The sequence below is a fragment of the Peptoniphilus sp. genome (assembly GCF_050943655.1).
In the GTDB taxonomy this organism is placed as follows: Bacteria; Bacillota; Clostridia; order Tissierellales; family Peptoniphilaceae; genus Peptoniphilus_A.
The window spans coordinates 1-14,867 of record NZ_JBMNPQ010000002.1; the positions used below are offsets into that span (position 1 = coordinate 1).

At 37.8% G+C, this 14,867-nt stretch carries 12 protein-coding genes; 4 read left to right on the top strand and 8 right to left on the bottom strand.

Going from position 1 to position 14,867, the window contains the following annotated elements; all coding sequences use genetic code 11:
- Positions 1 to 446 precede the first annotated feature (446 nt).
- From tkt to ACOX6R_RS00395, 6 genes are all read right to left on the bottom strand, one after another.
- Complete coding sequence (gene tkt, locus ACOX6R_RS00370) at positions 447 to 2,396, bottom strand: transketolase (RefSeq protein WP_433446065.1); 1,950 nt, start codon at positions 2,394 to 2,396, stop codon at positions 447 to 449.
- A gap of 10 nt (positions 2,397 to 2,406) precedes the next feature.
- Positions 2,407 to 3,162, bottom strand: coding sequence for a WecB/TagA/CpsF family glycosyltransferase (locus ACOX6R_RS00375; RefSeq protein ID WP_433446067.1), 756 nt, complete (start codon positions 3,160 to 3,162; stop codon positions 2,407 to 2,409).
- 1,304 nt (positions 3,163 to 4,466) lie between these two features.
- Positions 4,467 to 4,811 (bottom strand): type II toxin-antitoxin system PemK/MazF family toxin, encoded by a 345-nt coding sequence (locus ACOX6R_RS00380; protein ID WP_433446069.1) that lies wholly within the window; start codon positions 4,809 to 4,811, stop codon positions 4,467 to 4,469.
- 104 nt (positions 4,812 to 4,915) lie between these two features.
- Positions 4,916 to 5,188 carry a hypothetical protein gene (locus ACOX6R_RS00385; RefSeq protein WP_433446071.1) on the bottom strand — a complete coding sequence of 91 codons (273 nt, stop codon included), beginning with the start codon at positions 5,186 to 5,188 and terminating at the stop codon, positions 4,916 to 4,918.
- An 11-nt stretch (positions 5,189 to 5,199) separates the two neighbouring features.
- Entirely contained in the window at positions 5,200 to 5,397 is a 198-nt protein-coding gene (locus tag ACOX6R_RS00390) for a hypothetical protein (RefSeq protein ID WP_433446073.1), read from the bottom strand.
- Between the two features lie 600 nt (positions 5,398 to 5,997).
- Positions 5,998 to 7,167, bottom strand: coding sequence for an NAD(P)H-hydrate dehydratase (locus ACOX6R_RS00395; RefSeq protein WP_433446075.1), 1,170 nt, complete (start codon positions 7,165 to 7,167; stop codon positions 5,998 to 6,000).
- A 216-nt stretch (positions 7,168 to 7,383) separates the two neighbouring features.
- Here ACOX6R_RS00395 and tyrS point away from each other — a divergent pair, with 216 nt between their 5' ends.
- Together tyrS and pepD are read left to right on the top strand one after the other, a co-directional pair.
- Positions 7,384 to 8,610: a tyrosine--tRNA ligase gene (gene tyrS, locus ACOX6R_RS00400; RefSeq protein WP_433446077.1), complete on the top strand. Its 1,227-nt coding sequence runs from the start codon at positions 7,384 to 7,386 to the stop codon at positions 8,608 to 8,610.
- 8 nt (positions 8,611 to 8,618) lie between these two features.
- Complete coding sequence (pepD, locus tag ACOX6R_RS00405; RefSeq protein WP_433446079.1) at positions 8,619 to 10,010, top strand: beta-Ala-His dipeptidase; 1,392 nt, start codon at positions 8,619 to 8,621, stop codon at positions 10,008 to 10,010.
- A 1,396-nt stretch (positions 10,011 to 11,406) separates the two neighbouring features.
- Here pepD and ACOX6R_RS00410 read toward each other — a convergent pair.
- On the bottom strand, positions 11,407 to 11,799 hold the full coding sequence (locus ACOX6R_RS00410) for an ATP-binding protein (RefSeq protein WP_433446081.1): 393 nt from the start codon (positions 11,797 to 11,799) through the stop codon (positions 11,407 to 11,409).
- A 158-nt stretch (positions 11,800 to 11,957) separates the two neighbouring features.
- Between ACOX6R_RS00410 and rd the strand changes: the two genes are divergently transcribed.
- On the top strand, positions 11,958 to 12,119 hold the full coding sequence (gene rd, locus ACOX6R_RS00415; RefSeq protein WP_433446083.1) for a rubredoxin: 162 nt from the start codon (positions 11,958 to 11,960) through the stop codon (positions 12,117 to 12,119).
- Between the two features lie 39 nt (positions 12,120 to 12,158).
- On the opposite strand, the gene ACOX6R_RS00420 is transcribed toward rd, so the two are convergent.
- Positions 12,159 to 12,932: an alpha/beta fold hydrolase gene (locus tag ACOX6R_RS00420; RefSeq protein ID WP_433446085.1), complete on the bottom strand. Its 774-nt coding sequence runs from the start codon at positions 12,930 to 12,932 to the stop codon at positions 12,159 to 12,161.
- A 108-nt stretch (positions 12,933 to 13,040) separates the two neighbouring features.
- On the opposite strand from ACOX6R_RS00420, the gene pepT reads away from it, so the two are divergent.
- Positions 13,041 to 14,252, top strand: a complete 1,212-nt coding sequence (gene pepT, locus ACOX6R_RS00425; RefSeq protein WP_433446087.1) for a peptidase T — start codon at positions 13,041 to 13,043, stop codon at positions 14,250 to 14,252.
- Positions 14,253 to 14,867 lie beyond the last annotated feature (615 nt).

The following is a 14,867-nucleotide window of genomic DNA, read 5'->3' on the forward strand; positions in this document are numbered from 1 at the left end:
GATTGAATATTTGAAAAATAGAGAAAAATTCATTTAAGTGTAACAAAATTTCCACAGAACGGAATAATTTAAAATGTAAAAATTTAGTAGATACAATAATTGTATGCTTAAACAAAAAATAGTATGTTTTTTAACTGATAACTACATTTATAAAAAATAAAATTAGTAAATATGAAGTTTGTGTGATGTGAATTAAATAAAATTGTTCTATGTTTTTATAAATTGTTTTTTGTATAAATATACTTTGAAATCAGTAAATTTTAAGCCTTGGGATAATGTTTTTCTTTGTGATCTGGATAAGTTAAATTATTGTTTTTAAATTTACTTTATTTTTATTTGTGTGATAGATACTAATATTATTTTGTTTTTAATTGGAATTTAAAGTTAATCTTCTACTCCAACAAAAAAGAGCGACCTCAGTCGCCCTCATTATTTTAATTAATTATTTAATATTTTTGTATTTTTTCTCTAATTCTTTCTGCAGTGAAGCCAAAGCGTTCGAATACTTCTTCGCCCTTTCCGCTTGCTCCAAATCCATCTATTGATATTGTCATTCCATCTAGACCAACATATTTGTGCCAGCCAAATGATGATGCTGCTTCGATTGATATTCTCTTTCTTACATTTCTTGGCAAGATTTTTTCTTTGTAGTCTGATGATTGTGCATCAAATAATTCCATTGATGGCATGGAAACAATTCTTACTCCCTTAAGTCCTTTTGCTGCTTCGATTGCAAGAGATACTTCTGAACCTGTTGCAATTATTATTTTTTCTAGTTCGCCCTCTTCTTCTTTTATTATATAGGCTCCCTTTTTGATATCTGCCATGGAGTTTTCTAACTGTGGCAAGTTTTGTCTTGATAGTGCAAGTGCCACTGGTGTGTTCTTTGAGTTAAGCGCAAGGTTAATTGATGCTGCTGTTTCTCTTCCATCTGCTGGTCTCATCACTACTACGCCCGGTATACTTCTTAGCATTGCCAATTGGTCAATTGGTTGGTGCGTTGGACCATCTTCGCCCACTCCTATTGAGTCGTGTGTGAACACAAATAGGTTTGGCAAGTTCATAAGTGCTGATAGTCTTATTGTTGGTTTTAGGTAGTCGCTAAATACTAAGAATGTTGATGCGTAAGTTTTTAGTCCGCCATGCAAAACCATTCCGTTAGTTATTGCTCCCATGGCATTTTCACGCACGCCAAATGTCAAGTTTCTTCCAAGTCTATTGTCAGCTGAGAAGTACTCTTCGCCCTTTAATAGTGATTTGTTTGATGGACCAAGGTCAGCTGATCCTCCAAAGATTAGGTCGTTATCTTTTGCGATTTTGTTTAATACTTCGCCGAATACTGATCTTGTAGCCATGTCCTTGTCAAAAGAGTCGTAGTATTCTTTTTCTAAATATTCTCTTTTGTGGTATTCGAAAGATTCTTTATATTTTTTGTAATCTTCTGGATATTTTTCTGCGTATTCTTTTTCGATTTTTAATTTTTCTTCTGCTCTTTTTGTGTTTTCTTCGATTAGTTTGTCGAAATATTCTTTAACGTCTTCTTCTATATAGAAGGATTTGTCAGAAAGCCCGAAGTATTTTTTTGTTTCTTTTGTGTTTTCTTCTCCAAGCGGTGAGCCGTGAGTTTTTTCGCTTCCCGCAAGTGGTGATCCAAATCCTATTTTAGTTTTTACTTCTATTAGAGAAGGCTTGTCAGTTTTTTTAGCTTCTTCTATTGCTTTATTTATTGCGTCTAAGTCGTTGCCATCTTCTACTAGGAATGTGTCCCAGCCTAGAGCCTCGTATCTTTTGCGCACATCTTCTGAGAAAGCTAAATCAGTTGATCCTTCTATTGAAATGCTGTTTGAGTCATAAAATGCAATTAGTTTTTTTAGTTTTAATGTGCCGGCAAGTGATGATGCTTCGTTAGATATTCCTTCCATCAAACATCCATCGCCAACAATTGTATAAGTATAGTGATCTACGAGTTTTAGATCGTCTTTGTTGTATAGTGCTGCTAGTTTTTCTTCTGCTATTGCCATTCCTACAGCCATTGCGATTCCCTGTCCAAGTGGGCCTGTTGTCGCGTCCACTCCCTTAGTGTGGCCGTATTCTGGGTGACCCGGTGTTAGGGAACCGAGCTGACGGAAATTTTTCAAATCATCCATTGTAAGTCCGTAGCCGAATGTGTGAAATAGTGAGTATAATAGTGCGCTTCCGTGGCCTGCTGATAGGATGAATCTGTCTCTATTTGTCCAATCTAGATTTTTAGAGTCACGCGTAATGTGATTTTTAAATAGTACATAGGCCATTGGTGCTGCGCCTAGTGGCATACCTGGGTGGCCAGAGTTTGCTTTCTCTACTTGATCTACGCTAAGCATTCTTATTGTATTAACTGCTCTGTTATCGATGTTCAATTTAACACTCCTACTCTACTGAATTTTTATCTCTTAATACTGCTAACAAAAATTTTGGCAAGTCGATTTGCCTTTTTATTCTAGCCGGATCTTTGATTAGGCGGTAGAACCACTCAAGTCCCAGCTTTATGAAAATATCGGGGGCACGATTCGCTCTTCCTGATAAAATATCAAGAACGCCTCCGTTTCCAATTATTACTTTGGCTTTTATGTCGTCTCCCATTTTGTCAATCCATTTTTCCTGGCGGGGAAATCCAAAGCCTACGAAGACTATGTCGGTGTCTTTTGAATTAATTTCTTCGATAATTTTTTTCTCTTCTGATGTGTCTTCTTTGCCGTCAATTTTGGAATTAAAATAGCCGTTGTGATAGCCGACTACTTTTAGATTTTTGTACTTTTCTTCGACCTTCTCTTTTGCCTCTTTTGCTACGCCCTCTTTGCCGCCTAGAAAGTAGAGGTTAAGTCCTTTTTCGTCTGCAATCTCAAGTAACTTTATTGATGTATCAAAACCTGTAACTCTCTCTTTAATAGGCTTGTTCCTCATTTTACTTGCGTGAATAAGACCAATTCCGTCGCAAAGTACAAGGTCTGCCGAGTTTACCAAATTTTTAAGCTCTTCGTCTCTTTTTGCCGCCATTACTATTTCGGTATTTGGTGTAAATATTTTATTTAATTTTTCACTTTTTAAAAATTGTCGCAGAATATTTTCACATTCATCGCTTGTAATATTAAATATTTCCACGCCAAATATCTTTACTTTTTCCATATTTCTCTCCAGTTTTTAGTTTATCACATTGTTTGAAAGGATTCTAGATAGAAAAGAATTTGGAAAGGTTTTACTTAATTTATGTTTGATTTTTTATAATTTTTTGTTTAGGTGTGGATTTATTTTCTTCAAGTGGTGAGGTTTATGCTTTAACACGATTAGGCTGTTTTATGAGCAGTTACTGATTCCGCAACTCTCGGGATGACGTAGTGTTTAGATTGTGACTCGAACAAATTGTTACTGTGACGTACCCATCAAGTCATCCTTAGTAGAAGAAGGCAAAGCATGAGGCGCAGTCGCACTTTACAGCATAAGACCGTGGGCGACAAAGATTTCTGTTAGGTCTTTAAAGGATCTGTAGGGTGATGGGGCGATTGGTTCGCGTCTTCTACACTTTGTGTTTTGGGGTGTTTTCTCCGTGGGGCTTTCTCGTTAAGACGCTTAGGCTGTTTCATCTAAAAGTGCAGATCCCTCGACTACGCTCGGGATGACGGAAAGAAGGCAACAGCGAGCGCAGGTAATTTCGTTACGATATCAGAGTAAGACCCCTTCCAACGTCATCCTGAGCGGAGACGAATGCGAAGCATGAGGCGCAGTCGAAGGATCTGTAGGGTCGGGGGAGCGATGTGTCGTCGTCTTAACACGGAAGTGTTTTGGAGTTATGTGTTGCAGTAGAGTTTCGCAAAAAGCCGTTAAAAATTTCATTTGTTTGAGCAAGTCACAATAACTACTTCGAGTTAAAGAAAAAAAGTTATAGAGAAAAAACTTAACAAAAATCACAGCCTGCGAGTTATGAAATTTAGGCTTTTTGCGGAGTACTAAATAGCCAGATAAGTTCAACACGCTTTCCGAAGTGGGCGTTGGGGGTTAGGTTGGTGCGCGAGGAGAGGGAAGGGGACAATCGCAGCGGAGAAGCGGAAGCCCCCTTCCCTTCCTCGCAAAAGTGAATCCAAAACGTAGTTTTGAAATTAAGTTATATACGGTTTAACCTTGAGGTTTTTTTGTTAAGACGATAAGGTCTCGCTAGATGACTTTGCAGATCTTTCGACTCGCGTTTCACGCTCGCTCAAGATGACGGGTAAAAAGTTTTTCTTTGAGATGATTAGGTCTCGCTCGACTACTTTGTAGATCCCTCGACTACGCTCGGGATGACGGGAAGATGGAGTTTTCTTATCAAGACGCTTAGGCTTTTTGCTGAGAAGTTACAGATCCCTCGACACAACTAAAAGCTCTATCTACAAGTCGAGTTTATATAAAAGTAAAAGGACCATTCCCAATGGAACAGTCCTTTTTTATGTATGCCCTTATTTTATCCCCAAACTCACTTTAATACCATTATCAACATCTCTCATTATGTCATCATCGAATCTGCCAATTTTCTCTCTCAATCTTTTTTTGTCTATTGTTCTAATTTGTTCCAAAAGAATTACAGAATTCTTGGGTAATGGAACCTCTTTCGCTCTAACTTTAACGTGGGTAGGCATCTTCGCTTTATTTAATTGAGATGTAATAGCTGCTACTATTGTTGTTGGGGAATATTTGTTACCCACATCATTTTGGACAACAACGACAGGTCTTACTCCGCCCTGTTCAGACCCAATTACAGGTGAAAGGTCGGCATAGAATATGTCTCCTCTTTTTACCATCATACTAATCACCTAGTGTAGCATAAAGATTGAAAAGATCCCCTATTCATTATATCTAAATTAAAAATATAAGTCAAAGCATTATTATATGAGCAATTTCTGATTTTTTAGAAATAAACTGCAATTATTACATTGATAAAAAGTAAAACGAAAAGAGGAATTGTGTATTTTTTTGTCTCCTTTAAATTTTCGCGAGTGCCACCAGGCAAGTAGTGAACGATGAACGGGCCTAATAAAACAAAGAATCTAAAAATTTGCAAAAATATTTCATCTTGACTTCTCCCTTTAAAGAAGTGAGCCTCGCCCTTTATTGCAAAATATGTAAAAATCAAATCCATAAAAAGAATTAAAATAAAAATTAATTTTCTGTTCTTTAACATAACATCACCTATTAAGGGTTCACATATTCTAATAAGCTTGCAAAGCTAAACATGATTATGTAGACGATAATAAATACAATCTCACCAATTCTATAGCTCTTTTGCCAGTATCGCCAACGCTTAATTAAAACAATAATATTTATAAGTACAACAAGTCCTCCAAATAAAGCTATTTTTAAGTACGCACCCTCACCATCTATTCCTCTCATCAAAACTATTGTTAGAGAGGTTAACGTGGCTACAATGTTAAAATCTCGACGCCCCTTATCCTCCATCTCATCACCTCTTATATTTATATTAAAATTATAGGGCAATTTTTTTGAGATTACAATTTTTTTATTTAAGATGTGTTGTTGATTTGTCCGCATAAACTCAAACACGTCATTCTGACCAAGTGTGAAAAGGGAGTCGACGTGTATCCGTAAGTGTAAAGATTTGTAGGGTGCATGGGCGATAAGTTGTTGTTTTGACTTGATGTCACCACATTCGTCATCCTGAGCGAACGAAGTGAGTCGCACTTTACAGCATAAGACCTACAACGAAATCAAAGATTTCTGTTAGGTCTTTAAAGGATCTGTAGATGAAAGGGAGCGATGTGTCCTCATCTTAATGAATAAGTGTTTTTGGGTATTTTCTCTGTAAGGTGTTCTTGTCAAGACGATTAGGCTGTTTCTCCTCGAAGTACAGATCCCTCGACTTACGCTCGGGATGACGGAGTGCAGAAGTTACGACTCAAATAGGTTGTTACTGTGCCATGTGATTTTCGCCTACTCATACATATGATTTTCACTCTTCAACTGTTTCAAATTCTATAATTTTTGAGTCTCTCTAAATACTTCGTCGAGGCCTTCTATTAAATCCCTCGCCCTTAGTGTTGTCATTGAGTTTTTCTTCGCGTATATATCGCCGCTAAGTCCGTGAATATATGCGCCCACTCTTGCTGCGTCAAAGGCGTCTTGTGTTTTTAGAAGTGTTGCTATTATTCCCGTTAACACATCTCCGCTTCCTGCTGTTGCCATGCCAGCGTTTCCTGTTTTATTTATTTCGACCCTCTCGCCATCTGTTATTATCGTCTCGTGTCCTTTTAGTAATAGAACTACTCGATTCTTTCTAGCAAATTCTTTTGCAAATTCAATTCTTCCTTCACGCACTTCCTCAACGCTTCTTTTACATAGGCGAGCAAATTCTCCTTCGTGTGGCGTTAGAACTGTTGTAAATTCGTCTCGAACTTTAAGCAGCTCTAAATCTTTTGAGAGTATATTTAATCCATCTGCATCGACAACAATTTTTTTGTCTTTAAATTTAAGTGCGAGTTTTAGTTTTTCTACTGCTTCTTCTCCCGTTCCCATTCCAGGACCAATAGCTATGGTATCAATACCTTTTAAAAATTCTTCCAATTCATCTAATTCGTCAAAACTTTTTACTATGGGCTCGATATATTTTATGCTCATTATGTCCATAATCTCACGCGGCACAATATTGTAAACGAGGCCTGCGCCCATTTTTAGTGCTGCGTTAGAGGAAAGATAGGCTGATCCTGTCATGCCGAGGCTTCCTGCTATTATTGCGATTTTGCCGTAGTCGCCCTTGTGCGTATTGGGCGATCTCATTTTTATCTTTCCAATTATTTCTCTTTCAATCTTCACTTCATCCTCCACATATTCTGCAAAAGCGATGGCGTAATTTTTTTCGTGACTTATTGTAAGTCTAAAGTTTTTTTCTCCCACCTCTGCCCTTGGCACTTCGCCGTCGTATTTTAATTTTATGTCGTGAAATGACAAAAACTTTCCAATGCCAGTTGTCATTGCTTTTGATACTGCTTCTTTTGCAGCATACATTCCCGCAATTCTCTCGTAGGGATTTTTTCTTTTTTTAATTCTTTCGATTTCTTCATCATTAAAAACTTTTTGTAAAAATTCTGGATGTTTTTCGACAATTTTTTGTATTCTTCTAACTTCAACTATGTCTATGCCTTGCATCTAATCACCGACCTTTTTGATTTGACTTTTTCTCTATTTTCGATTATTATATCATACAATAATATGAATATTTTTGACGATGAAAATATACAGTAAGCGAAAGCCGAATTACAATATTGGAGTCAATTTAACTTTTTAAGGCCTTGGCGAAGAAAGGTGGTACCACGAATGCGTCCTTTCATCTCCGGGGCTTTTTTTATCTTTTTGGAGGTTTTTATGGAAAATGTATTTGATATTTTAACGGAAAGAGGATTTTTGGATCAATGCACTTATGAAGATGAGCTTCGCGAAATGCTTGGAAGCGAAAAAGTTCCTTTCTACATTGGCTTTGATGCCACAGCAGACTCTCTAACCCTTGGTCACTTCTTACAAATTAGAGTTATGCAACACATGCAAAGAGCAGGCCACATCCCTATAGCACTTTTGGGTGGTGGAACAACTACTATCGGCGACCCATCAGGCAAGAGCGACATGAGAACTTTGATGGACAGAGAAACTATTGACTACAACGCAAAGAGATTTAAAGAACAAATTTCTAAATTCTTGGACTTCTCTGAAGGCAAGGGCCACATTGTAAACAACGCAGACTGGCTAACTAAATTAAACTTCTTGGACTTTGTGCGTGAAATTGGTATTCACTTCTCTGTAAACAGAATGCTAACTTTCGACTGCTACAAAAACAGAATGGAACAAGGTCTTACTTTCTTCGAATTTTCTTACATGCTTATGCAATCTTACGACTTCTTGTACCTATATAGAAAATATGGCTGCAAGCTAGAAGTTGGTGGATCTGATCAATGGTCAAACATCCTTGGCGGTTATGAACTTGTTAGAAAACTCGAAAACGACAAAGTTTATGCAATGACTTTTAAACTTTTAACAACAGCAAATGGAATAAAAATGGGTAAAACTATGGCAGGAGCAATTTGGCTTGATGCTGAAAAGACTTCTCCATACGAAATGTTCCAATACCTAAGAAACTGCGACGACAGAGATGTAATTAAATTTATGAAACTTCTTACAATGCTTCCACTAGAAGAAATTGCGAAGTACGAAAAACTTGAAGGTTCAGAAATAAATAAGGCAAAAGAAGTATTGGCTTATGAAATTGTAAAGGACATCCACGGCGAAGAAGCTGCAAAATCTGCACTTGATGCATCTCGTGCACTATTTGGCGGAAACAAAGAAACAAGCGACATGCCTTCTACTGAAATGAGTGAAGACGACTTTAAAGAGCCAGTTGGTCTATTAAATCTAATGACAGAGCTTTCTCTAATCAGTTCAAACTCTGAAGGAAGACGTCTAATCAAACAGGGTGGAGTTAGCGTAAACGACGAAAAAGTAACTGATCCCGCTCGAACAGTCACTCTCGATGACTTTAAAGACGGCGAGCTTATGATTAGAAAGGGCAAGAAAGTTTATCACAAAGTTATTGTTAAATGAGGTGAAGTATGAATATAGAACCAAAAAATGTTTTTAAATATTTTGAAGAACTATCAAACATTCCAAGAGAATCTGGAAACGAAAAAGAAGTGTCTAACTTTTTAAAAAAGCTTTGCGAAGAAAAGGGCTACGAAGTGACACAAGATGAGTCACTTAACATTATCGCAAAGGTGCCTGCAACACCAGGATACGAAGACAGAAAAAGAGTGATCTTGCAAGGTCACATGGACATGGTTTGTGAAAAGGGAAAAGATTCAGACCACGACTTTTTGACTGATCCAATTGAATTAATCGTTGATGGCGACAAGCTTCATGCAAATGACACTACTCTTGGAGCAGATGATGGAATTGGCGTTGCAATGTCACTTGCACTTGCAGAAGAAGAGCACGGCCCAATGACAATTGTAGTTACAGTATCAGAAGAAACTGACATGCACGGTGCCAAAAACTTAGAACCAAAACACCTTGAAGGAGATTATTTAATAAACATCGACTCTGAAGAAGAGGGAATCCTTACAGTTTCATCTGCTGGAGGAAAGCAGTTTAGCGGAGAATTTAAAGCTGAGATGGAAGACTACTCTGGCGAAATTTTAAATATTCACCTACACGGACTTTTGGGTGGACACTCTGGAATGGAAATTGCAAACAACAAGGGAAACATGATTAAAATTATTTTTGACCTTATGGGCGAAGTTCATGGTGCAAAAATTGTCGACGTAAACTGTGGAACAAAACAAAACGCAATTCCAAGAGAAGGATATGTTTCAATTGCAGGAGACGAAGAAGAACTTAAAGTTGCAATCGAAAAGATGCTTAAAAAATATGAAAGCATTGATGGCAATTTAGAAATTGAATATGACAAGGACGAATTTTCTGGAAAAGTCATAACTGAAGAAGCGACACAAAAATTAGTAGAACTAATAGACGAGCTTCCAACAGGACCAAACACATTCCTAAACGAAGAAGAAAAAGTTCTTGAATCATCATCTAACCTTGCAATAGTTAGAAAAAATGACGACAAAGTTGAAATTTTAGTATCACTAAGATACGCAAGCTCAAAACTTTCTGAGGAATTTGGAAATGTATATGCAAATATTGCAAAAAAATATGGCGTAGAATTTGAATTCACAAATCCATATCCAGAATGGGAATACAAAAAAGATTCAGAATTTAGAGAAATAGTTAAAAAACTTTTCATTCAATTAGAAGGAAAAGAAATGACAGAAGAATTCACTCACGGCGGACTTGAATGCGGAGTTTTCTTCGAAAAGAACAACAACCTAGACATCGTGTCAATTGGACCAGACATAACTGGTGCTCACACACAAAAAGAAACTTTGGATATAAAATCAACAGAAAGAGTTTACGAACACTTGAAGGAAGTTTTGAAAAATATTTAATTGTCTTAATAGAAAATAAGAAGGTAGTCGCAATGCGGCTGCCTTTTTTGTTATGTAAATTTTATGGGTTAAGAGCCCGCGCGATGTTTTGCCTTTTTGATGAGAACACCCAACACGTCATCCTGAGCGAAGCCGAATGCGTAGCATGAGGCGCAGTCGAAGGATCTGTAGGGTCGTCCTGCGATGTATCATTGTCTTAAAGCCAAAATGTTTTGGAGTCTCCTCTTAAAGTTTTCTCGTCAAGACGTTTAGGCTGTTTCTCCTAAAGGTGCAGATCCCTCGACAAGCTCGGGATGACCCCCTTCCACGTCATCCTGAGCGAACGAAGTGAGTCGAAGGATCTGTAGGGTCGTCTTGCGATGTGTCATCGTTTTAATGATAGGATGTTTTGGAGTTTCTCCCTCAAAGTTATTTCATCAAGACGCATAGGCTGTTTCTCCATAAGGTGCAGATCCCTCGACTACGCTCGGGATGACGGAGTGTAGAGGTTGCGGCTAAATAGGTCGTCACTATGCCTACGATTTCACTACGTTTTATGAAGAATGCCCCATTGGGCGTCATCCTGAGCGGAGCCGAATGCGTAGCATGAGGCGCAGTCGAAGGATCTGTAGGGTCGTCCTGCGATGTATCATTGTCTTAAAGCCAAAATGTTTTGGAGTCTCCCCTTAAAGTTTTCTCATCAAGACGCTTAGGCTGTTTCTCCAGAAGGTGCAGATCTTTCGACTCGAGCAAAGCTCTCGCTCAAGATGACCCCTTCCACGTCATCCTGAGCGAAGCCGAATGCAGAGCATGAGGCGCAGTCGAAGGATCTGTAGGGTTGTGGGAGCGATGTGTTGTCGTTTTGAGGAAAATGTGTTTTGGGAGTTTCTCCATGAGATGTTCTTTTTAAGACGCATAGGCTGTTTCCCCTAAAGTTGCAGATCTTTCGACTCGAGCAAAGCTCTCGCTCAAGATGACGGAGTGTAGAAGTTGCGGCTCAAATAGGTCGTTACTGTGCCTATGATTTATCCACATTATATGAAAAATGCCCATTCCACGTCATCCTGAGCGAACGAAGTGAGTCGAAGGATCTGTAGAGACTAGGGAGCGATGTGTGTTCGTCTTAACCAAGCTGCGTATTGGAGTTTCTCCCTCAAAGTTATTTCATCAAGACGCTTAGGCTGTTTCTCCTAAAGGTGCAGATCCCTCGACAAGCTCGGGATGACGGAGTGTAGAGGTTGCGGCTCAAATAGGTCGTCACTGTGCTATGATTTCTCTGCGTTTTATAAAAAATGCCCCATCGGGCGTCATCCTCAATTCTTCCACCCTTAAAATTTCCCCAACGCAAAAAAGATCCTGAGAATCCTCAGGACCCGATATGTAGTTATAGTATGTATACTCAGCATTTTATACTGAGTTATATATTTTTTATTGCTATCACTTCGTTATTGTTTAGTATAAGTTCATCCGTCAGTGCTTCTACGATCATAAGGCCTCTACCACTGCATTTAAAATCTCTGCAATTGTACTCGGAGTTGTCCACTTTAACTCCCAAACCTTCGTCGCGCACTTTGATTTTTAATCGGTCATCATTTAGCGATAAATCCAAGTACACTTTCTTCTCAAAATATTCTTTGTTGCCGTGCATGGCTCCATTTATTACAAGCTCATTTAGTATTACCTTTATATCGAAAAGTTTTTCATCATCAACTATATATTCATCTAAATTCTTTATTGCATTATCGAGAAAGGATTTTATACAGGAGAGATCGCTATTTATGAAACCATTGTATTTATAGATACTGTCCATTTCTCTCACTCCATCCACTTATTATCTACCCTTCTTAGGTTGTTATTAACCATAAAATTTTTGCAATTATTTAAATAAATTTGTGGAATGTTTTTAATTATTGGGTATAATAGATTTGAGGCACAACAGTGCACTAATCTTATAAGGAGGACTTTTCGATGCAAAAATACGAATGCACACTATGCGGATACATTTATGACCCAGAAATTGGTGATGAAGACAATGGTGTAAAGCCAGGTACAGCTTTTGCTGATCTTCCAGCTGATTGGGTATGTCCACTATGCGGAGCTGAAAAATCAGATTTCGAACCAGTTAAATAATTATAAAATTTGCCACCCTTTTGGGTGGCGTTTTTTTGTTTAAAATCCTGCAATTTCTTTTGAGAACTTTATTGATGCTTCGAGCATTTGTGTTGTGAGCTGATGTGATGTCATTTCAAACACTTGGAAGTCCAATAGTTCTTTTTTTGTATAAACTTTTTCGATTTCTTCTGCAAAGTTTCTTTGTGCTTTAGGATTAACAACATTGTCTTCTTTTCCGTTAAATAATACTATCGGTCTATCTTTAAAGTTTTCTGGCTCGTTCATTGGGTCCATATCAAGGAAGAAGTCGTTAACTCTAAGCTCTGTGTAGCTTGTGTTTTCTACATCTTTAGATTTATTTACTGCTTCCACTAAAAACGCCCAGTCGTTCATTCCGTTATAGATAAACGCCATCTTCAAATCTTTTTTAAAATTATAAAGTCCACCTGCTGTAATTGCTCCCATAGAGTGGCCAGCAACGGCAATTTCTCCTCCGAAGTTTTCTTCTACATATTTAAATATTGAAGGCGCCTCTTCGATGTTGTGCATTATCACTTCCAAAATATATTTTCTCATCACGTCTTCGTCTTCATAGTCTATCTCTTTGGTTTTTCTTTCACCGTGAAGTTGTGCATCTGGAAGTAGGACTCTATATCCGTAGCTTGCAAAAATATTCGCCCTAAAGACCTGGTTTAATTTACTTGAGCCCCAACCGTGGTAGAACACAATAGTCTTATCTACATTATCTCCCCTTGGTGTAATTAAAAGTGTAGGGATATCATCTATTTTAATCTCCTCAATATCTGCATAATTAGTTTTTAAATACTTCATCGCTTCCTCCTAATAATTATTCCTTCTTTAGTGTATATCTTTTTAGAAAAGTTTTCAATTTCATTTATCTCTTGTATAATATACTAAAGGATATACGAGGAGGCTTTCATGGATAAATTAATTGAAAGATTTTTAAAATATGTAAGCATTGAAACTACAAGTGACGAAACAAGCGAAACTACTCCATCAACAGATCGCCAACTTAACCTTGCAAAGGTTCTTTTGGAAGAGTTAAAGGAGATGGGACTTGACGCACACATCGATGAGAACGGCTATGTCTATGGAAAGTTAGAGGGAAAGGACAAAAACAAAAAGAAAATCGGCTTCATCTCACACATGGACACTGCACCAGATATGACTGCAAAAGACGTTAAGCCAAACATTATCGAAAACTACGACGGAAAAGACATAGTACTTAACGATGAATTTACAACAAAAGTATCTGAGTTTCCGTTCCTAAAAAAATTAAAGGGCGAAACAATAATAACAACTGATGGCACAACACTTCTTGGAGCAGACGACAAGGCCGGCATTGCAATTATTATGACTGCAATTGATGAGTTAATTAACGACGAAGAAGGATCCTATGGCGACATTCGCGTTGGATTTACACCTGATGAAGAAATTGGCCGCGGCGCAGACAAATTTAACGTAAAAGAATTTGACGCAGACTTCGCCTACACAATCGACGGTGGAAAAGAAGGCGAACTCGAATACGAAAACTTTAACGCAGCGCGCGCAGACATTGTAATCCAAGGAAAAAATGTGCACCCAGGCTCATCAAAAGACACTATGGTAAACTCAATGGCAATAGCATTTGAACTTGACAGAATGTTACCAGTTAACGAGAGACCACAATTTACAGAAGGATACGAAGGATTTTTCCACATGATTTCTATTGACGGATCCGTTGAAGAGACAAAAGTTTCCTACATCATAAGAGATCACAGCAAAGAAAAATTTGAATTTAAGAAAAACTTAATTGAAGATATCGGAAACTTCTTAAACCTAAAATATGGCGAAAGAGTAACAGTTGAAGTTCGCGACGAATATTACAATATGAAAGAAAAAATTGCACCTCACATGGAAATAGTAGAGCTTGCAAAAGAATCAATAATAAAAGCAGGAGTAACACCACTTATAGAAGCAACAAGAGGTGGCACTGATGGCTCAAAACTTTCATACATGGGACTACCTTGTCCAAATATATTCACAGGCGGTTACAATTACCACGGAAGATACGAGCTTGTATCAGTTGACGCAATGAGAAAAGCCGTTGAAACAGTAAAAAATATAGCAAACATAGGAATAGAAAAATAATTTTTATTTTATAGCTTATTAAAAAGTCCCACTTAGGTGGGATTTTTTTTGCCTCATTCATAATGATGAGCTTGAAACGTCAAGTATTAAATTTTCTCGTTAAGACACTTAGGCTATTTCTTATAAAGGTGCAGATCTCTCGACTTCAAAAATCCTTACGGATTTTTTACGCTCAAGATGACGGAGTGCGGAGGTTATTAATAGAGTATGTTGCGACTGTGCCTATGGTTCGTCTACATCATATGGATAACAACCCATCGGACGTCATCCTGAGCAAGGAAAATTTATTTTCCGCGCCGAAGGATCTGTAGATTATTCAAGCGATGTGTCATCGTTTTAATGAGAATTCCCCATCCAACGTCATCCTGAGCGAAGCCGAATGCAAAGCATGTGGCATAGTCGAAGGATCTGTAGAGACTCGGGAGCGATGTGTTTTCGTTTTAATGAGAAAGTGTTTAAGAGTAATATGCGGAAGACAAGTTTCGCAAAAAGCCGTTAAAAATTTCATTTGTTTGAGCACGCCACAATAACCACCTCGAGTTAAATAAAAAAGCTATAGAGAAAAAACTTAACAAAAATTACAACTCGCGAGTTATGAAATTTAGGCTTTTTGCG